A 19,955-nucleotide genomic window follows, 5' to 3' on the forward strand; every position below is an offset into this window, starting at 1 on the left:
GCAGCGAGAGTGTGTAATCCCCTCCCCGACGGGGCGGAGGGGTCAGTCAGGAGGATTTTCCTTTGAAGCGATACATCGCCGGACTGGCGTGCGCCGCAACGGCCGTACTCGGCGCTCCGGCGCTGGCATCGACCGCGCACGCACAGGCCGCCGATCCGATCACCGCGCTGAAGGGCCAGCTCAAAAACGGCCATGGCGTCACCTACGTCGACATCCTGAAGACGCAGGGCAGCTCCAAGAACACGATTGCCGGCCACCGTAGGGGTGAATTGCAGTTCAGCACCTCCGGGATCAGCGCGTCGGACCACACCACCCAGCTGCGTTTCGATGAGGGTGCCTTCGCATTCAGCGCCGGAGAAGACGGCACCGAGGAAACCGAGGAGCAGAAGAAGTTCAGCAAGCTGCTCGCCGGACTGGCCGAGCCCGAACGAGTTGTCCGGGTCAAGAAAAAGGCGTACCTCTCAGGCGGGGCCTTCGGCCAGTTTCTGCCGCAGGACAAGCCCTGGCTCGGGTACCCGGGGGACACGCTCGGCGTGACCGGCTCGATGGGCCAGCTCATCAACGTCGCCGAGCCCGCGACCCTCAAGACCCTCCTCGCGCACGCCACGCTCAAGAAGCCGATCGCCTACGCCGGGAAGATCACTTTCGGTGAGCTACAGAAGGTCTCGCCGTGGTTCCGCGCGTCACACGATGGGGGGAAGCTCTCCGGCGAACAGGCCAAGACCACGATCAACTGGAAGCTGTTCCTAAACGCCGACCGGCTCCCCGCGAGACTGGCGACCTCGTACACGCAGTTCTCGAGTGGGCCGGCCTGGACCGTCGACACCCGCTACACCAACTGGGGTTCGAAGGTCACGATCGACGCCCCGCCGGCCGACCAGGTCGCCACGGTGAAGGAACTGCAGGCGGGCTTCGAAGCCGACACGCCCATCCCGCTGCTGACCGTCAAGTGATCCTTCCGCGCTGATCACACCCGGCACCGGACGGCCGTGCCCGGCAGGCTGCACCTGCCGGGCACGGCCGCGCTTCGCCCACCGGGCGCCGGTTCCCCTCAGCCGCGCGGGGCCCGGTGATTCTTGATCCAATATTTCGGCATATAGGGAAGAATCTTCTTTCCCCCCTCCGCGACGACGCGAGGACACATACGGGAGGATCTCTCGATGAGGCGAACGATCGCCGCCCTGACCGGCGCCACCGTGGCGGCCCTGATGGTTCCCACGCTGGTGACCGTCACCCCGGCGAGCGCCCAGACCACGAAGACCGCCCAGGCCGCGAAGACCGACCCGGCCGCGAAGACCGACCCGGCCGCGAAGACCGACCCGGCCGCGAAGTCCGACCCGGTCTCGGCGCTGAAGCGCCAGTTCAGAACCCACAGGGGCGTGAAGCTCACCGAGAACACGAAGATCGTCGGTGAGGGCAAAAAATATCGGACGATCTTCACCCGGCGCAACGGTGTGCTGGAGTTCGGCAGGCCGGGTCTGGTCGCCTCGGACCTGACCACCACGTTCAACCTGCCCACGCAGGACGGCGAGTTCAAGGGCCTGTTCACCCCATCGCGGACGATCTCACTGAAGGGCGTCTCCTACACCTCGGGCGGTTTCTTCGCCGACTCCATGCCCGAGGGCAAGAAGTGGCTGCGCGTCCGCGGCGACTCGCTCTCCCTGGTCAGCGCCGTCCAGCAGATCATCAGCACCGTCGAGCCCGGAACGCTGAAGGCGACCCTGGCCCACACCGGCGCCAGGCGCCCCGGCGGGACCTGGGACGGCACCCGGACCACCGTCCACTCGGGCACGATCACGCTGGGCGAGCTCTTCAAGGTCTCCCCCTCGGTACGCGCGATGCTGGGCAGGAAGCCCACCGGCAGGTCCGCCGCCCTCCCGGTGACCTGGAAGATCTACATCGGCTCCGACCAGCTGGTCCGCCGGGTCGTGTCGTCGTACACCGAGTCCACCCAGGGCCTCAACAGCACCGAGCTGACCTACGTCAACGACACCCGCTACACGGGCTGGGGCACCAAGGTCACCGTCAAGGCGCCGCCCGCCGACCAGGTGGCCGACTTCAACGAGCTCACCATTGGCGCAGACCAGCCCGAGGACCCCATCAGGGAACTTCTCACGAACTGATCCGGGGGATCGAGGAGCATGGGAAGGGCACGGTGAGCGGCAGCCGCCGTGCCCTTCCTACGAGGCCGGTCCCGCTCCGTCGCCACCGTGCCCCTTCCTACGAGGCCGGTCCCGCTCCGTCGCCACCGTGCCCCTTCCTACGAGGCCGGTCGCTCCGTCGCCGCCGGGCGCCCCACAGGACCTCAGAGCTTCTCCAGTTGTTTCGCGTACGCCAGCAGCAGGACCTTCTCCCCCACCCCGCCACCAAAATCGATCTTGGCCTTGGTCTTCTCCGCGACACCGTCCACGGACACGACGGTGCCCAGGCCGAACTTGTCGTGGGTGACCCGGTCCCCGGGGGTCAGGTTGGGGATCTGCCTGCCGTCGGACTTCCTGGCCGGGGCGGGGCGGGAGTCACGGCGGGTGGCAGCGCCCCAGGCGGTCTTCTCCGAGGTGCCGCGCCACTCGACCAGCTCGGCCGGGATCTCCGCGACGAACCGGGAGGCCGGGTTGAAGGCGGGCGAGCCCCAGGAACTGCGGACGGCGGCCCGGGAGACATAGAGGCGCTGCTCGGCGCGGGTGATGCCGACATAGGCCAGTCGGCGCTCCTCCTCCAGCTCCTTCGGCTCGCCGAGTGAGCGCATGTGCGGGAAGACCCCGTCCTCCATGCCGGTGAGGAACACCACGGGGAACTCCAGCCCCTTGGCCGTGTGCAGCGTCATCAGCGTCACCACGCCCTGGCCCCCGTCGGCCGCAGGGATCTGGTCGGCGTCGGCGACCAGGGAGACCTGCTCCAGGAACTCCACCAGCGTGCCCTCGGGGTTGGCCTCCTCGAACTCGGAGGCGACCGAGATCATCTCGTCCAGGTTCTCCAGGCGGCTCTCGTCCTGCGGGTCGTTGGAGGCGGTGAGCTCCAGGCGGTATCCGGTGCTCGCCAGCACCTCCTGGGCCAGCTGCGAGGGCGACATGTCGTCTGCCTTCACCATCAGCTCGTCCATCAGCTCGACGAACTCGGCGATGGCCTTGAGCGAGCGGGTGGCCATGCCCGGCGCGTCGTCCGCCCGGCGGAGCCCCTCCCAGTAAGGGATCCGCTCCCTGCTCACGAACGCCTCGACCATCGCCTCGGCCCGCTCGCCGATGCCGCGCTTGGGCACGTTGAGGATGCGGCGCAGCGACACCACGTCGTTCGGGTTGGACAGGAAGCGCAGGTAGGCCAGGAGGTCGCGGACCTCCTTACGCTCGTAGAAGCGCACCCCGCCCACCACCTTGTACGGCAGGCCGGTCCGGATGAAGATCTCCTCGAACACCCGGGAGGCGGCGTTGGTCCGGTAGAACACGGCGACCTGACCTGGTACGACGTCTTCGTGGTCGGTGAGCCTGTCGACCTCCTGGGCGACGAACATCGCCTCGTCGTGCTCGTTGTCCGCGACATAGCCGATGATCTTCACCCCGGCTCCCTGGTCGGACCAGAGGTTCTTGGGCTTGCGGCTCTCGTTGCGCGAGATCACCGCGTTGGCGGCGGACAGGATCGTCTGGGTGGAGCGGTAGTTCTGCTCCAGCAGGATCGTCCTGGCCTCCGGGTAGTCGCGCTCGAACTCCAGGATGTTGCGGATCGTCGCGCCGCGGAAGGCGTAGATCGACTGGTCGGCGTCACCCACCACACACAGCTCGGCCGGGGCGACGCCACCCTCCCTGACCAGGTCTCCGTCGGCGGTGCGCAGCTCGGGACGGCCCGCCAGCTCGCGGATCAGGGTGTACTGCGCGTGGTTGGTGTCCTGGTACTCGTCGACCATGATGTGGCGCCAGCGGAGCCGATAGTGCTCGGCCACGTCGGGGAAGATCTGGAACAGCGTCACCGTCAGCATGATGAGGTCGTCGAAGTCCATCGCTCCGGCCTCGGTGAGCTTCTGCTGGTAGTTGCGGTACGCCTCGGCGAGCTTGCGCTCCAGATGTGTGGAGGCCTGGGCCGCCGCCGTCTCGTAGTCGATCAGCTCGTTCTTGAAGTTGCTGACCTGGGCGGAGAACGACCTCGGCGGGTAGCGCTTGGGATCGAGGTCCATCTCGCGGCAGACCATCGCCATCAGGCGCTGCGAGTCGGCCTGGTCGTAGATGGAGAAGCCCGAGGGGAAGCCCAGGCGCTTGGCCTCGCGGCGCAGGATCCGCACGCACGCGCTGTGGAAGGTCATCACCCACATCGCCGCCGAACGCGGGCCGATGAGCTTGTCGACCCGGTCCTTCATCTCCCGCGCCGCCTTGTTGGTGAAGGTGATCGCCAGGATCTCCTGCGGCTGCACACCCCGCTCACCCAGCAGATAGGCGATGCGGTGGGTCAGCACCCGGGTCTTGCCGGAGCCCGCGCCCGCGACGATGAGCAGGGGGCTGCCGTGGTGCACGACGGCCTCGCGCTGCTGAGGATTGAGCCCGTCGAGCAACGGGTGGGTCAGAGAGGAGGCTGGGATCGACACGTCCCCTAGGTTAGAACGACCGGCCGACAACCGGGTCCAACGGCCATAAAGGAATGTGGGCGGGCTTCGCTGCGGTTGTGACGATCGAGCGTACGCGGAAAAGACGGAAGGGCGTTCCATGCTGTCCGAAGATGAGATCAACCGTGTACTCGCGGTCGCCGCACATCCCGACGACGTCGACTTCGGTGCCGCGGGCTCGATCGCGCGATTCACCGACCGGGGCGTCGAGGTCACCTACTGCGTGGTCACCGACGGCGACGCGGGCGGCTTCGACCGCGAGCTGGACAACGGCGGCATGGCCGAGCTCCGCCGCACCGAGCAGTCCAACGCCGCCAAGGCCGTCGGCGTGACCGATGTGCGCTACCTCGGCTACCACGACGGGACGGTGACGCAGAGCCTGGAGTTGCGGCGTGACATCGCCCAGGTCATCCGCCAGGTCAAGCCCGATCTGGTGATCACCCACAGCCCCGAGCGCAACCACCGGTTCATCGCCCCCAGCCACCCCGACCACCGCGCGGTCGGCGGCTGCGCCCTCGACGCCGTCTACCCCGACGCGCGCAACCCCTATGCCTTCCCCTCGCTCCTGATCGACGAGGGCCTTGAGGCATGGACCGTCCGCGAGGTCTGGCTGAACGGCGGCCCGACACCCGACCACTACGTGGACATCACCGACACCTTCGACCGCAAGCTCGCCGCGCTGCGCGCCCACGCCAGCCAGATCGGTCACCTGGAGGACTTCGAGAACTTCCTGCGGGATCGCTTCTCACGGACCGCCGCGGAGGCGGGCTTCGGCGAGGGCCGCTACGTCGAGGCCTTCCAGCGGGTCTTCACCGCCTGACCTCCCAGGAGGTCACCAGGGCCCCGCTCCCCTTGAACACCGTCGACCTTCGTTCGCCACCACCGCCGCCCGCCCGCCCGCGTCGCAGGCGGGGCGGGATCCTCCCTCGCCGCCGGGTCCGGCGGGGCCAAGCGGGCGAACAGGTAGCCCAGGGAGTTGGTCGCGACGTGGAACATCGCCGGCGCCATCAGGCCGCCCCGCCTGCGCAGCTCGGTGAAGAGCACACCGGCGAGGCCCGTCGCGACCACGGAACCGGCCACGACGCGCGTCACCTGCCATCCGGGCGCCCCCGCCGGGGTGCCGGGCGCCCCGGAGTCACGGGTGGGAGCCTCCCCGGAGGCCAGGCGGCTCAGGGCGGGGTTGGCGGCCATCATGTCCACCGCGGGGAGGACGTGCCAGAGGCCGAAAAGGATCGAGGAGGCGGCGGTCGCCGTACCGTGACCGTGGGAGCGGGCAACGAGGGCGTGCACCACCCCGCGGAAGCCGACCTCCTCCAGCAGTACGGTGCCGACCGGCACCTGGACCAGTGCCTCCTCCAGCGCGCGGGCGTGGGACAGGGACAGGGCGCGCTCGTCGCGGAAGAAGCGACGGGTGACCGGGACCGTGACGCCCACGGCGTAGACCCCCGCCACGGCGGAGGCGAGCACGCCACCTATCCGCAGGCCCCGCGAGCGTTCGTGGAATCCCAGCTCGGACCAGGAGATCCCGGAACGGCGGGCCAGGAGGAGCAGCGCGCCGGTGGCCACGGCCGAGGTCAGCGGTGCCAGCCTCGGTGCCAGGCGGTTGTTGAGCACGTTGGCCCCCACCAGCACCGCCACCACCCCCGCCGAAACCCCCGGCCGAAACCCGGCACCGGCGTCCCGCGTCGGCTTCCGCTCCACCCCTTCAGCCCCCTCGGACGTCGGTTCCACGCCCGGCGTGCCGGGCCGCGCCGCGGATCGTGAACCGCGGAGATCAACTCGTACACCACCTCCGTGGACGCAACCGTCCACGCCCGGCGTGCCGGGCCTCGCCGGGGACCTCGGACCGCGGAGATCCTCTCGAATCCGGTTCGAGGCTACGCGACCGGGGCCCGGTCCGTGGCGGTCTGGCGCCAGCCTGCGGGGAAGCGCAGGCCGCGGCGTTCCCGCGCGGTCAGGCCGCCCCAGATCCCCTCGGGCTCGGCCGCCCGGACCGCGTATGCCCGGCACTCCTGGAGAACCGGACACCGCTCGCAGACCGCCTTCGCCCGCGCCTCGTGCTCGGCCGACTGCGTCAGCGGAAAGAACAGCTCGGGATCGCTGGTACGGCAGGCACCCCGCACGGCCCAGCCGATCTCCTCGACCATTACCCGCATGGCATCACCCCCTGATGGCTCGGCCCTCAGACTAGGTGGATCGCGGCGTCGGGACATCAACCTCCCGACGGATTCATACGTACTCATCGCGACGTACCGGGGAGAACGCGTCGACGACCTCCTCCCCCGGAGTCGTCGACGGCCTCCTCCCCCGAGGTCAGGGCCCGAGGGCTCCACGCTCAGGGAGATCCGGTGACCTCATCATGAGGAGTCGGTGCGATCAGAGTGACGGCCAGTTGTGGACCGGCTCGTTGGTGTGCATGTTCTCCATGTACCGCAGGGTCATCCGGCGCAGCGCCTCGTGCCTTTCGAGGTGGCCGAGCGCGTTCACCGCGTCTATCTGCCAGCTCGCCCCGGTCCTGCCGGTAAGGCAGCGCCGCTCGACGATCCCCAGCAGCCGGTCCCTGGCCTCGGGGGCCACGCCCCACTGGTCGAGCCCCTCGTAGGCGAGCGGCAGCAGGCGGCGCAGGATCAGCTCCGAGGCGGTCACCTCGCCGAGTTCCGGCCAGAAGAGCCGGGCGTCCAGGCCGTACTGGGCGGCGGCGCGCAGATTGTCCCTGGCCGCGGCGAACGACATGCGCGTCCACACCGGGCGCTCGGTGTAGGGGAGGACCCGCATGAGCCCGTAGTAGAACACGGCGTTGGCGACGACGTCGGCCACCGAGGGCCCCGCGGGCAGCACCCGATTCTCCACCCGCAGGTGCGGGGTGCCGTCCACCACCGCGTAGACCGGCCGGTTCCACCGGTAGACGGTGCCGTTGTGCAGGGTCAGCTCGCCGAGCCGGGGGGTGATCCCGCACGCCAGCTCCTCACGCGGGTCGGCCTCGTCGCACAGGGGAAGCAGCGCGGGGAAGTAGCGGGTGTTCTCCTCGAAGAGATCGAAGACCGAGGTGATCCACCGCTCGCCGAACCACACCCTGGGCCGCACCCCCTGGATCTTCAGCTCCACCGGGCGGGTGTCGGTGGCCTGCTCGAACAGCGGGATCCTGGTCTCCTGCCATAGCCTGCGGCCGAACAGGAAGGGCGAGTTGGCCGCCAGGGCCACCTGCGGGCCCGCGATGGCCTGGGCGGCGTTCCAGTTGGCGGCGAACGCCTCCGGGCTGACCTGGAGATGGAGCTGCAGGCTCGTGCAGGCGGCCTCGGGGGTGATGCTGTCGGCGTAGGTGTCGAGGGACTCCTCCCCCTCGATCGACAGGTGCATGTCCTCGCCCCTGGCCGCGAAGATCTGCTCGTTGAGCAGCCTGTAGCGCGGGTTGGCCGACAGGGTGCCCTCGTGGACGTCGCTCTCCCGCAGCGTGGGCAGGATGCCGACCATCATCATGTGCCCGCCGACGGTGCGGGCCCGTTCCTCTGCGTGGTTGAGGCGGTCCCTGATCACCTTCTCCAGCCGGGCCGCGCCCTCATCCGCCAAGGACTCGGGCAGGACGTTGATCTCCACGTTGAACTGGCCGAGCTCGGTGGCCCAGTCGGGCTGGGCGATGGCCCCCAGCACCTCGGTGTTCTTCATGGTGGCCTCGCCGCGGTCGTCCACGAGGTTGAGCTCGATCTCCAGCCCGGCCCTGGGCCGATCGAACTCGAACCTGGACTCGTGGAGCATCCACGCGAAGACGTCAAGGCACTGGCGGACCTTGTCCCGGTAGCGCCGCCGGTCCTCGCGGCTGAACACCATCGCAGGTACGTCGCGTCCCATACTTCGCAGAGTCGCACACAAGTCACTACTCGTACAGAAGCCGCCGGTCCGGAAGACCGGCCGATCAGACCAGGCGCCGCGCCGTGGCCCAGCGGGAGAGCTCGTGGCGGTTGGAGAGCTGGAGTTTGCGCAGCACGGACGAGACATGGGTCTCCACCGTCTTCACCGAGATGAACAGCTCCTTGGCGATCTCCTTGTAGGCGTACCCTCTGGCGATCAGCCGCAGAACCTCGCGCTCGCGCTGGGTCAGCGAGTCGAGCTCGGGGTCGATCGGCGGGGCCTCGCTGGAGGCGAACGCGTCCAGCACGAACCCGGCCAGCCTCGGAGAGAAGACCGCGTCGCCGTCGGCCACCCTGCGGATGGCGTCGGTGAGCTCGCGCCCGCTGATGTTCTTGGTCACATAACCCCGGGCACCGCCCCGGATCACGCCGATGACGTCCTCCGCCGCGTCGGAGACCGACAGCGCGAGGAAGCGGACCGTGGAGCCTGAGCCGAGGACCCGGCGCAAGACCTCCTGGCCACCGCCACCGGGCATGTGCACATCGAGGAGGACCACGTCGGGCCCCAGCTCGGTGATCGCCCTGACCGCGGACTCCACGTCCTCGGCCTCCCCGATCACCTCGATGGAGTCGCCCAGCTCGGCCCGGACACCGGAGCGGAACAGCCGGTGGTCGTCGACGATCAGGACCTTCACCGCGCTCATCGGGCTCCCCTCGCCGGTCGCGTCTGCGTACCCTCGCGCCTCACGGCCCGGTCCACGGCTCGCCGTGATCCCGGAGACGGGACCCCGGCTCGCTGTGATCCCGGAGACGGGACCCCGGCTCGCTGTGATCCCGGCGACGGGACCCCGGCTCGCTGTGTCGTGACTCGCTCGCTACTCACACCTTCTCCAGCTTCATGGTCAGCATCACTTCCGTGCCCTCGCCGGGCTCGGTCCGCACCCGGGCGCTGCCCCCGTGGCGCTCCATCCTGCCGACGATCGACTGGCGGATACCCATACGATCCTCGGGCACGTCCTCCATGTCGAACCCGACCCCTCGATCCCTGACGAAGATGGTGACCTCTTCGGGTTCCGCCTCGGCGTAGACGGAGATGACCTCGGACCCGGAGTATTTCGCGGCGTTGACCATCGCCTGCCTCGCGGCCTGCACCATCGCGGACAGCTCGGGGGTCAGCGGGCAGTCGCCCACGCAGACGACCTCGATCGGCACCCCGTGCGCGTCCTCCTCCTCGGCCGCCACCCGCCGCACGGCCGCGGCCATCGACGCGTCGGCGTCCTGCTGTGGTTGGTAAAGCCAGTTGCGCAGCTCCCGCTCCTGGGATCGGGCGAGCCTCATCACCTCGCGCGAGTCGGAGGCGTTGCGCTGGATGAGCGTCAGCGTGTGCAGCACCGAGTCGTGCACGTGGGCGGCCACCTCGGCGCGCTCCTCCTGCCGGATGCGCTCGCGGCGCTCGCGCTGCAGTTCCTTCCACAGGGCCGCCAGCCAGGGGGCCACGATCAGCGCGACACCGCCCACGACCACCAGCGTGAACATGATGCCGGAACGGGCCTCGACCAGTTCGTCGTTGGCCACCAGAAAACCGATCGCGCCGACCATGACGAGCACCAGCCCGGCGACGGTGCGGACCCGGTTCCGGCGAACCTGTCCGACGGTGGTGGTCATCCAGCGCTGCCGCCGGTCCGGATCCGCCTGCTGCCACAGGATCAGCGAGCCGATGCCGCCCACGGCGATCGGCCAGGCCCCGATCCCGGCCCCCGAGGTTCCGGTGAGCCAGCCCAGGGCCAGCAGCGCCAGCCCGATCGCGGTGTACGCGGCGAGCTGGCTCCAGTCCCTGGCGGGTTCCTTGCCCTCGTACGGTTCGCGCGGGGTGAACATCCACAGGGCGGCGTACGCCACGGCTCCGAACCCGTCCAGGACGGTGAGCAGCACGAAGGCCAGCCGCAGCACGACCGGGTCGAGCCGGAGCTGGGCGGCGGCCCCATGGGCCACCCCGGCCACCAGCCGCCCCTCCACCGGCCTCATCAGGCGAGGGAGAGGCGCATCCTCGGAGGTCACGGGCGCCGTGTCATGAATTGTCGTTCGGTCAGCCATATCGTCAGCATCGTCACACGAACCACCCTGCCAGCACATCAGGCGTTCCCCTGAAGCGACCCTGAGAGAGGTGTTTCCCCTCCGGGACGACTCAGGGGTGTCCCGGATGCGGCACGAGCCGGGGAAAGGCCACCATGGATACATGAACGACACCGATCCGGCGAGCGCCACGCCCGGCTCACCGCCCGGCTCCCCCGCGGAGGATCGCTGCCTGCGGCGCAGCGACGAGGGGCGCATGCTGACCGGCGTCTGCGCGGGTCTGGGGCGGTACGCCGGAATCGACCCGGTGCTGTTGCGGGTAGGTTTCGCGGTGCTGGTGCTCGGCTCGGGAATCGGCATCATGCTCTACATCGCGGCGTTCCTGCTGATGCGCGAGACCAACGGCGGCCCCGGCTACGTGGAGCAGTGGAGTCGGCGCGACTTCGACAGCGAGACGGTCCTGACCCTGCTGACAGGCCTGTTCGCCCTCGGGCTGGTCGTCAATGTCTCCTCGGACGGCGTCGGCACCGCCACGGTCGTGGTCGGCACGGTGTTCGCCATCGCCCTGCTCGCCGCCCACTCCCGCGGGGTGGACCTGCTGGCCGTGGCCAGGTCGCTGCCCGACCGGCTGCGCAGGCGCCGCGCACCGCGCCCGGCGGACCAGTGGCCGGGCCCGTTCGCCCACGGGCCGGGCACCGCCGCCGTCCGGCGTCCCGTCGGGGAGCAGGATCCGGCCTCCCGCACCACCGCGCCGCCGGCCTCGGGCCTCGGGGCGTACGCCACCCGCCCGGGCGGCGAGACGGTCACGGAGCGGTACGCGCCCGCCGCGGAGGCCGGGCCGTGGTCCGCGCCGGAGCGGCCGTCCCCCGCCCCCGCCCCCGCCCCGGAGGCCCGTGCCGGGTCAGCCCCGGGCACGCCGCCCGGCCCAGGTTCCGAGGCCGGTCCCCAATCCAGTCCCCAAGCCGGTCCCGAGAGCGCCTCCGAGACCTTCGCCGGGGCTGTCCCGGACTCACCTGCCCGTCCTGCCCCGCCACCCGGAGACATCCCACCGGATCCGTACCGCACCGCGAGACCGTCGTTCGACTCCTCCGGTGAGCCTTTCTCGCCGTACGGCCCCTACCGGCCGCTTGACCCCCGGAGGCGGCAGCAGCCGTACTCCCCCTACACCCCTTACGCCCCGTCCGGGCACGGCGCGACGGCGATGAGGCCCCCCAGACCGCGACGGCCCAGATCGCTCGTCGGGGTCGTCACCATCTTCCTGGCCATGATCGTTGGAGGGATCACTGTGGCGATCCAGTCCGCTTCAGGACAGGTCAACATGACGGTCGCGGGCGGCGCGGCGCTCGTCGTCGTCGGCGTCGGACTGCTGGTCGCCGCCTGGTTCGGCCGGGGAGCGGGGCTGGTCGCGACCGGCACCGTTCTGTCGATCGCCCTGGTCGCGGGGCCCATGCTGGGCGGTGTGCCGAAGAGGTACGGCAACTACCACTGGGAGCCCACCTCCCTGTCCGAGATGGCCCGCAGCTACTCGGTGGGCGTGGGCGAGGGCGTGCTGGACCTGAGCGAGCTGGTCCTGCCGCCGGGCTCGCGAACCGTTGTGGACATCTCGGTCTCGGTCGGCGAGATCAGCGTGATCCTGCCGGCGACGGCCAGGATCGAGGTGAAGGGCCGCACCAGGTTCGGCGACGTCAAGATCGACCACACGGTGGAGGGGGGTGCCGACATCCGGCACGACAAAATCCTGGAGCCCGAGGTGGCCCCCAAGGGCGACGTGGCGACCATCGTGCTGAACGTCAAGGCGGGCATCGGGGACGTGGAGGTGCGCCGTGCTGCCTGACCACGACCGGCCCGAGCCCCGGAGCGTGCATCGCACCGACTGGATGGCCCTGCTCAGCGGCATGTTGTTCATCGCGGCCGGGATCGTCTTCATCATCCGGCCGTCCGTCCAGCCGCTGGGCATGCTCACGGTCCTGGTGGGCGGCCTGGGCCTGGCGGGCCTGGTCGCCATCCTCGCCAAGGTCATCCGGCGCTAGCCCCGCACTCCGCACGCGACCCCTACCCGGAACGGCTGGATCTCGCGTAGTCGCCGGCCTGCGACGATGTCGCGTGCGCGGTGAGCGGGGCCGGTGCACACCCACGTTGGCCCAGGTCCGTCACCGCGGGGCGGAGATACGGTACGCGTGGAGATCAGGACGGTCCGGACCTCACGGCAAAGGGTCAGATCGGGCATTAGGCTCGAAGCATGTCGGCCCTGGAGTTCGTCAGTACCGTCCGCGCAACGCGGACCGGTCTGACGGACCTGCTCGCCGACGTCGAGGGCATGACCGCGTGGGCCCGGGCACACGCCGCCGAGCTGGGCATCGGCCCGGACTTCACCGCCTCTGAGGGCTTGCGGCGCGAGGTGGTCGAGCTGCGGCAGGCCGTGCGGGCGCTCTTCGCCAGGGCCGTGGCGCCGGGCGCCGCGAGCGACGCGGACGCGCACCGGCTCCCGGACTTCGCCGAGTCGCTCGACCTGGTCAACGCCGTGGCGCTGGCCGTGCCGTCGGCCCCGCGATTGGAGTGGCCCGCCGGAGAGGCCCCCCGGGCAGGGACGGTCCCGGGTGTCGGGGCCACGGAGTCCGAACGGATCCGGGCGGTCCTCGCGACGTCGGTGATCGAACTGCTGGCCGGACCACGGCGCGAGCAGATCCGCGTCTGCCCCGCCCCTCGCTGCGTGCTCTATTTCGTCAAGGAGCACGCCCGGCAGGAGTGGTGCTCGGTCGGCTGCGGCAACCGGGCCCGCGCCGCCCGCCACTACCGCCAGCACCGGGACGGCTGACCCGCCCGGTACCGGGCGGCCTCACCTCTCCCGTCTCCGCATCCGGCGACACCTGCCTTCACATCCGTCTCCACGCCCGTCTCCACGCCTGCCTTCGCACCCGTCTTCACCTCTGCCTTCACATCCGTCTCCACGCCTGCCTTCGCACCCGTCTTCACCTCTGCCTTCACATCCGTCTCCACGCCTGCCTTCGCACCCGTCTTCGCGCCTGGCGGCGTGGTCCCGTGTGGTCCCGTGTGGTCCCGCGCCACGCCTGCCGTGCACCCATCCGGCGGGTTCCACCTCGGCTGCCCCTCTCATCCAGGCCCGCCCCCAGCTAATCAATAGTGATTTATGCCACATATTTCTAACGTGACAAATATCCATTTCGCGTTAGATTGTGAGCAGCGAACCTAACGGATCCAGCCGTTAGAAAACGTGAGGGAGAGATCAGATGACCTTCCAGACCGGCCATGTCGGCCTCAACGTCTCCGACCTCGACAGGTCCACGGACTTCTACTCGAAGATCTTCGGCTTCGAGGTCCTCGCCGAGTCCGGCGAGGCGGATCGCCGGTACACCTTCCTCGGCCGCGACGGCGAGCTGGTGCTCACCCTCTGGCAGCAGAGCGACGGCCGCTTCGCCACCGGACTGCCCGGCCTGCACCACCTGTCCTTCCAGGTTCCCGACATCGAGACGGTCCGCAGGGCCGAGGAGGCGATCAGGGCGGTCGGCGCCACCATCCACCACGACGGCGTGGTGGCGCACGGCGAGGGCGCGTCCTCGGGAGGCGTGTTCTTCGAGGACCCGGACGGAATCCGGCTGGAGATCTACGCGCCCACCGGCGCCGAAGGCTCCCCGGTTCCAGTGGCCACCGCCCCCACCTGCGGCTTCTTCTAGGCGATCATGAAGCACGCCGGAGAGCTCGCCGTGCAGCACAAGGCCGGGGTCCGCGCGGTGGCACTGGGTTCGGCCAGGGCCCGGCCGGAGGTCCCGGCGGTGGCGGCCGAGTTCCTGGGGCGACAGCGGATGCTGCTGATCGGAGCCCTGGGGCGGAACGGGCTCCCGTGGGCGACGGCCCTGACCGGTCCCGAGGGGTTCGCCGAGGCCGTGGACGAGCGGACCGTGGTGATCAAGGCGGTGCCGGGTGGGCACGACCCGCTGGCGGGGCTGGACGAGGGCGAGATCGGGATGCTCGCGATCGAGCCGTGGAGCAGGCGCAGGATGCGGGTCAACGGCACGGTCCTGCGGGACGGCGGGCGATTGGTCGTCCGCACCGAGCAGACGTACGCCAACTGCCCCAAGTACATCCAGGCGCGGGACGTCGTCGCGGAGGTCACCGGGCCCGCCACCGGCTCCTCCTCGGCGACCGCGTTCGGCGACGGCGACCGCGCGTGGATCGAAGGCGCCGACACGTTCTTCATCGCCACCTCGGCCCCCGGCCTCGGCGCCGATCTGTCGCACCGGGGCGGCAACCCGGGGTTCGTCCGGGTGATGGGCGACCGGCGGCTGGTCTGGCCGGACTACGTCGGCAACTCGATGTACATGACGCTCGGGAACCTGGAACTGGACGAACGCTGCGGCCTGCTCTTCCTCGACTGGGAGAACGGCGACGCCCTGCACCTGACCGGGCGTGCCCGCGTCGACTGGGATCCGGGCGGCGTCCCGGGGGCCCAGCGGCTGGTCGGGTTCGAGCTGGACCGGATCATCCGCGTACAGGGAGCCGGCCCGCTCCGCTGGCGGCTCGGGGAGTACTCCCGGCACAACCCACCGGCGCATGCCGCCCTCACGGCGGGCTTCGGCCTCACGGCAGGCCCCGGTCGGGGAGAGGGGCCGTGACGAGGGTCGTCATGGACCGGGCGGCGTGTCCGTCACGCCCAAGCCGTTCGACCTGGGCGATGATCGGTTGGTCGGCGTCGCCGAACCGGGCGGCACGCTGATCGACGAGGTCAGGGACCCGCGCTTGCCTGTCCCGCGCGGGCGATATCTCTGGAGGAAGTGTGATGTTCACCGAGGAGACCGCCAGGGCGAAGGTCCAGGCCGCCGAGGACGCATGGAACACGCGTGACCCCGAGCGGGTCTCGCTCGCCTACACGCCCGACTCGGTCTGGCGCAACCGGGACGAGTTCCTCACCGGGCGCGAGGAGATCAGGGAGTTTCTGAGCCGCAAGTGGGCCAGGGAGCAGGACTACAGGCTCCGCAAGAATCTGTGGACGTTCGGCGGCAACCGCATCGCCGTACGGTTCCAGTACGAGTGGCACGACGCGGACGGTCAGTGGTGGCGCAGCTACGGAAACGAGCTGTGGGAGTTCGCCGACGACGGGCTGATGCGGCGTCGTGAGGCGAGTATCAACGACCTCAGAATCGACGATGCGGACCGCCGTATTCTCGGCGGCCGCGGACCGGAAGAACTTCCGTTGGCGTGAGACCGGCGTGAGACCAGGGGGTTGACCGGGGAGAACTGGGGCGTAAGTTCTCATTTATCGGTTCTCACTTCTCCCGTACCCCTGTGGTTGCCCTTGGAGGACGTATGCCCCGAATAACCGTCAACGTCGATGGAATCGCATACGAGGAGGAGGTCGAGCCGCGCCTCCTCCTCGTCCATCTGCTACGAGATCGACTCGGCAAGACCGGCACGCCCATCGGCTGTGACACCAGCAACTGCGGCGCCTGCACCGTGATGCTCGACGGCAGGAGCGCGAAGAGTTGTTCCGTGCTCGCCGTGCAGGCCGACGGGAGCGACATCGTCACGGTTGAGGGCCTGGCGCGGGGAGGCGAGTGGCATCCCATGCAGCAGGCCTTTCACGAAGAGCACGCCCTGCAGTGCGGGTACTGCACCCCCGGCATGATCATGGCCGCGATCGACCTGCTCAGGGACGATCCAGACCCGTCGGAGGAGGCGGTCCGCGAGGGACTGGAGGGCAACCTGTGCCGGTGCACGGGGTACTGCAACATCGTCAGGGCGGTGCGGCGCGGCGCGGCGGAGATGTCGCGGCGGAGCACATCCGAGCAGGAGGTGCCAACGCCATGACCGAGCAGCTCGACGCCGGCCTGGTCGGTGAGCGGATCGCCGAGAGCGACCGGCTGAACAGCCCGTCCGCCGCCCACGAGGTCGGCAGGGCGCGCAGGCGCAAGGAGGACGCCCGGCTGGTCACCGGCCGGACCACCTGGACCGACAACATCCAGCTCCCCGGCATGATGTACGTGGCCTTCCTGCGCAGCCCGATGGCCCACGCCAGGATCACCCGCGTCGACACCTCGGCCGCGAGCGGCCGGCCGGGCGTGGTCGCCGTCTACAGCGGGCGCGACTTCGCCGACGAGCAGGGCAGCCTCCCCTGTGCCTGGCCGGTCAGCGAGGACATCGTCATCCCCGACCACCCGCCCATGGCGGTGGACGAGGTCCGCTATGTCGGCGAGGCGGTGGCCTGCGTGGTCGCCACCGACCGCTACCGGGCGGCCGACGCCCTGGAGGCGATCGAGATCGACTACGAGCCGCTGGAAGCGGTGCTCGACATGACCGAGGCGCTCGCCGAGGGGAGCCCCAAGGTCCACGAAGCCGGGAACCAGGCGTTCACCTGGAAGTTCGCCGGAGGCGACATCGAGGAGGCGTTCCGCGACGCCCCCGTGGTGATCGAGCGCACCTACGTGCAGCAGCGGCTCATCCCGACCGCCATGGAGCCTCGCGCGGTCGTGGCCACCACCGACGGCGACACCTTCACGCTCTACTCGTCCACCCAGGTCCCGCACATCCTGCGCGTCATGCTCGCGCTGACGACGGGCATCCCCGAGCACAAGCTGCGCGTGATCGCCCCCGACGTGGGCGGCGGCTTCGGTTCCAAGCTCCAGGTCACCGCCGAGGAGGTGCTCGCGCTGCTGCTGGCCCGCAGGCTGGGCAGGCCGGTGAAGTGGACCGAGTCCCGCTCCGAGGGCAACCTGACGGTGCACCACGGCCGCGACCAGCTCCAGCGGATCTCCGTCGCCGCCGACCGGGACGGGCGGGTGCGGGGCGTCAAGGTGGACCTGCTCGCCGACATGGGCGCCTACCTGATGCTGGTCACGCCGGGTATACCGCTGCTCGGCGCGTTCATGTACAACGGCATCTACAAGATGGACGCCTACGACTTCACCTGTACGGGCGTCTTCACCACCAAGATGCCGACCGACGCCTACCGGGGCGCGGGCCGCCCGGAGGCGACGTTCGCGATCGAGCGCGCGATGGAGGAGCTCGCCCACGAGCTGGGCATGGACCCCATCGAGCTGCGGCGCCGCAACTGGATCACCCACGAGGAGTTCCCGTACACCACGATCTGCGGGCTGACCTACGACTCGGGCAACTACGAGGCGGCGACCGAGCGGGCTCTGACCCTGCTCGGCTACGACAAACTCAGGGCCGAGCAGGCGGACCGGCGCGACCGGCGCGACCCGGTCCAGCTCGGCATCGGCGTCTCGACGTTCACCGAGATGTGCGGGCTGGCGCCCTCGCGGGTGCTCGGCAGCCTCCGCTACGGCGCGGGCGGCTGGGAGCACGCCTCGGTCAGGATGCTGCCCACCGGCAAGGTCGAGGTCATCACCGGCTCCTCACCGCACGGCCAGGGACACGAGACGGCCTGGAGCCAGATCGTCGCCGACGCGCTGGGCGTGCCGTTCGAGGACGTCTCCGTGCTGCACGGCGACACGTCCGTCTCGCACAAGGGCATGGACACCTACGGCTCCCGCTCCCTGGTGGTGGGCGGCGTCGCCGTGCTGGCCGCCTGCGAGAAGGTGAAGGACCGTGCCAAGGATCTCGCCGCGCACGTGCTTGAGGCCTCCGCCGACGACATCGAGTTCACCGACGGCACGTTCAGGGTCAGAGGCACCGAGGCGGGCAGGACCATCCAGGAGCTGGCACTGGCCACCTTCGCCGCGCACGACCTCCCCGACGGTTTCGAACCCTCGCTGGACGCCGACGCGACCTTCGACCCGGACAACTTCTCCTTCCCGCACGGCACCCACCTGTGCGCGATCGAGGTGGACACCGAGACCGGCGCCTCGAAGATCCGGGCCTACGTGGCGGTCGACGACGTGGGCTCCGTGGTGAACCCGCTGATCGTCGAGGGCCAGGTGCACGGCGGCATCGCCCAGGGCATCGCCCAGGCGCTGTTCGAGGAGGCGGTCTACGACACCGAGGGCAACCTGCTCACCACGACGATGGCCGACTACCTCATCCCTTCGGCGGCCGACCTGCCCGACTTCGTCACCGACCGCACCGAGACCCCGGCGACGACCAACCCGCTGGGCGTCAAGGGCGTCGGCGAGGCCGGGACGATCGCCTCCACCCCCGCCGTGGTCAACGCGATCGTCGACGCGCTGCGCCCGTACGGCGTGCACGACGTGCGGATGCCCTGCACCCCGGAGCGGATCTGGCGAACCGTCACCGAGGCGGACCCGGCGATCTGGCCGGGACCGGGATCGGGACCGGGATCGGGACCGGGATCGGGATCGGGACCGGGACCGGCATCGGCACCGGCACCGGCACCGGCACCGGCATCGGCATCGGCATCGGCATCGGCATCGGCATCGGCGGGGAACGACACGACCACCGAGGGGGGCGCGCGATGATCCCCGCGTCGTTCGACTACGTCAGGCCCTCCTCGGTGGAGGAGGCGTGCCAGGTGCTCGGCGAGGCCGCGGCCGCCGGCGACGACGTCAAGGTGCTGGCCGGGGGCCAGTCGCTGCTACCGCTGCTGCGGCTGCGCCTGGCCTACCCGTCGGCGCTGGTGGACCTCGGGCGCCTGCCCGGGCTGCGCGGCGTCGAGGACCGGGGCGACCACGTGTTCGTCGGCGCGCTGACCACCCACGACGAGGTGCTGCGCTCCGGGGTGATCAGGGAGCGGGTCCCGCTGCTCGCGCTGGCGACGGCCACGGTGGCCGACCCCGCCGTACGGCACCGTGGCACGTTCGGCGGCTCCATGGCCCACGCCGACCCCGCGGGGGACCTGCCGGCCGTGGCCCTGGCGCTCGACTGCGTCTTCGTCGTCCGCTCCGTCGACGGCGAGCGGGAGATCCCCGCCGCGGACTTCTTCGTCGACTACCTGGAGCCCGCGCTCGAACCCGGTGAGGTGCTGATCGGCGCCCGGGTGCCGGTACTCGGCCCCGGATGGGGTTTCCACTACGAGAAGTTCCACCGGACGGCGCAGGCGTGGGCGATCGTCGGCGTCGCGGCGGCCGTACGGCGGAGTGGCGGGGCCGTCGAGGAGGCCAGGATCGCGCTGACCAACATGGGCCCCACCCCGGTACGGGCGAGTGCGGTGGAGACGGCGCTGCGCGGGGTGGACCTCGCACCCACCGGTTCCAACGGCACCGACCCCGTCGCAGAGGCGTGCGCCGAGGCCGACGACGGCACCTCGCCTCCCGCGGACCTGCACGCCAGACCCGACTACCGCCGCCATCTGGCCCGGGTGCTGACCCGCAGGGCGGTCAGAGCCGCGAGCGGCTGAGTCCCGCCGTGACGGGGTGAGAACCCGGCGGGTTCTCACCCCGTACCCCCTGACGAGCCTGCGAGTTTCCTCGCCGTGAACGGCGGGGAGGGTGGCAGATGAGCCCCCCTCACATGGGAGCCCGAGAGCGCCTCCCCGTTCCGCGGGCGAGAGCGCCTCGCGGGGGGGCGGAGGCATCATTCCC

General features: G+C 70.2%; 18 protein-coding genes. 12 read left to right on the forward strand and 6 right to left on the reverse strand.

Annotation, left to right across the window (positions count from 1 at the left end):
- Positions 1–62 precede the first annotated feature (62 nt).
- Both OIE13_RS25620 and OIE13_RS25625 read left to right on the forward strand, forming a co-directional pair.
- Positions 63–953: a hypothetical protein gene (locus tag OIE13_RS25620; protein ID WP_326635771.1), complete on the forward strand. Its 891-nt coding sequence runs from the start codon at positions 63–65 to the stop codon at positions 951–953.
- A gap of 207 nt (positions 954–1,160) precedes the next feature.
- Positions 1,161–2,123: a hypothetical protein gene (locus OIE13_RS25625; RefSeq protein WP_326635769.1), complete on the forward strand. Its 963-nt coding sequence runs from the start codon at positions 1,161–1,163 to the stop codon at positions 2,121–2,123.
- A gap of 182 nt (positions 2,124–2,305) precedes the next feature.
- Here the strand turns inward: OIE13_RS25625 and pcrA are convergent, their stop codons facing one another.
- On the reverse strand, positions 2,306–4,567 hold the full coding sequence (gene pcrA, locus OIE13_RS25630; protein ID WP_442811502.1) for a DNA helicase PcrA: 2,262 nt from the start codon (positions 4,565–4,567) through the stop codon (positions 2,306–2,308).
- Positions 4,568–4,685: 118 nt separating this feature from the next.
- Between pcrA and OIE13_RS25635 the strand changes: the two genes are divergently transcribed.
- On the forward strand, positions 4,686–5,405 hold the full coding sequence (locus OIE13_RS25635) for a PIG-L deacetylase family protein (protein WP_326635767.1): 720 nt from the start codon (positions 4,686–4,688) through the stop codon (positions 5,403–5,405).
- On the opposite strand, the gene OIE13_RS25640 is transcribed toward OIE13_RS25635, so the two are convergent.
- From OIE13_RS25640 to OIE13_RS25660, 5 genes are all read right to left on the reverse strand, one after another.
- Complete coding sequence (locus OIE13_RS25640) at positions 5,369–6,286, reverse strand: CPBP family intramembrane glutamic endopeptidase (RefSeq protein WP_326635766.1); 918 nt, start codon at positions 6,284–6,286, stop codon at positions 5,369–5,371. The genes OIE13_RS25635 and OIE13_RS25640 overlap by 37 nt on opposite strands.
- A 176-nt stretch (positions 6,287–6,462) precedes the next feature.
- Positions 6,463–6,741: a WhiB family transcriptional regulator gene (locus tag OIE13_RS25645; protein WP_326635764.1), complete on the reverse strand. Its 279-nt coding sequence runs from the start codon at positions 6,739–6,741 to the stop codon at positions 6,463–6,465.
- A 220-nt stretch (positions 6,742–6,961) separates the two neighbouring features.
- The gene (locus OIE13_RS25650) at positions 6,962–8,431 is read right to left on the reverse strand and encodes a glutamate--cysteine ligase (protein ID WP_326635762.1); all 1,470 of its coding nucleotides are present in this window, start codon (positions 8,429–8,431) and stop codon (positions 6,962–6,964) included.
- Positions 8,432–8,495: 64 nt separating this feature from the next.
- A complete protein-coding gene (locus OIE13_RS25655) occupies positions 8,496–9,134 on the reverse strand; it encodes a response regulator transcription factor (protein WP_326635760.1) in 639 nt (212 codons plus the stop codon).
- Positions 9,135–9,309: 175 nt separating this feature from the next.
- A complete protein-coding gene (locus tag OIE13_RS25660; protein ID WP_326635758.1) occupies positions 9,310–10,524 on the reverse strand; it encodes an ATP-binding protein in 1,215 nt (404 codons plus the stop codon).
- Between the two features lie 142 nt (positions 10,525–10,666).
- Between OIE13_RS25660 and OIE13_RS25665 the strand changes: the two genes are divergently transcribed.
- The 9 genes from OIE13_RS25665 to OIE13_RS25705 all read left to right on the forward strand — a co-directional run bounded on the left by OIE13_RS25665 (position 10,667) and on the right by OIE13_RS25705 (position 19,771).
- Positions 10,667–12,337: a PspC domain-containing protein gene (locus tag OIE13_RS25665; RefSeq protein WP_326635756.1), complete on the forward strand. Its 1,671-nt coding sequence runs from the start codon at positions 10,667–10,669 to the stop codon at positions 12,335–12,337.
- The gene (locus OIE13_RS25670) at positions 12,327–12,533 is read left to right on the forward strand and encodes a hypothetical protein (RefSeq protein ID WP_326635755.1); all 207 of its coding nucleotides are present in this window, start codon (positions 12,327–12,329) and stop codon (positions 12,531–12,533) included. Before OIE13_RS25665 ends, OIE13_RS25670 begins: the two co-directional genes overlap by 11 nt.
- A 209-nt stretch (positions 12,534–12,742) precedes the next feature.
- Entirely contained in the window at positions 12,743–13,318 is a 576-nt protein-coding gene (locus OIE13_RS25675; RefSeq protein WP_326635754.1) for a CGNR zinc finger domain-containing protein, read from the forward strand.
- Between the two features lie 433 nt (positions 13,319–13,751).
- Complete coding sequence (locus OIE13_RS25680; RefSeq protein ID WP_326828837.1) at positions 13,752–14,195, forward strand: VOC family protein; 444 nt, start codon at positions 13,752–13,754, stop codon at positions 14,193–14,195.
- 6 nt (positions 14,196–14,201) lie between these two features.
- A complete protein-coding gene (locus OIE13_RS25685) occupies positions 14,202–15,134 on the forward strand; it encodes a pyridoxamine 5'-phosphate oxidase family protein (protein ID WP_326635752.1) in 933 nt (310 codons plus the stop codon).
- Between the two features lie 164 nt (positions 15,135–15,298).
- Entirely contained in the window at positions 15,299–15,721 is a 423-nt protein-coding gene (locus OIE13_RS25690) for a nuclear transport factor 2 family protein (protein ID WP_326635750.1), read from the forward strand.
- Between the two features lie 104 nt (positions 15,722–15,825).
- Positions 15,826–16,326 (forward strand): (2Fe-2S)-binding protein, encoded by a 501-nt coding sequence (locus tag OIE13_RS25695; RefSeq protein WP_326635748.1) that lies wholly within the window; start codon positions 15,826–15,828, stop codon positions 16,324–16,326.
- Positions 16,323–18,893: a xanthine dehydrogenase family protein molybdopterin-binding subunit gene (locus tag OIE13_RS25700; RefSeq protein ID WP_326828838.1), complete on the forward strand. Its 2,571-nt coding sequence runs from the start codon at positions 16,323–16,325 to the stop codon at positions 18,891–18,893. The genes OIE13_RS25695 and OIE13_RS25700 overlap by 4 nt, the downstream gene beginning before the upstream one ends.
- Positions 18,890–19,771: an FAD binding domain-containing protein gene (locus OIE13_RS25705; RefSeq protein ID WP_326635744.1), complete on the forward strand. Its 882-nt coding sequence runs from the start codon at positions 18,890–18,892 to the stop codon at positions 19,769–19,771. Before OIE13_RS25700 ends, OIE13_RS25705 begins: the two co-directional genes overlap by 4 nt.
- Positions 19,772–19,955: the final 184 nt, after the last annotated feature.

Origin of the sequence: Streptosporangium sp. NBC_01810 (assembly GCF_035917355.1) — a bacterium.
GTDB lineage: Bacteria > Actinomycetota > Actinomycetes > Streptosporangiales > Streptosporangiaceae > Streptosporangium.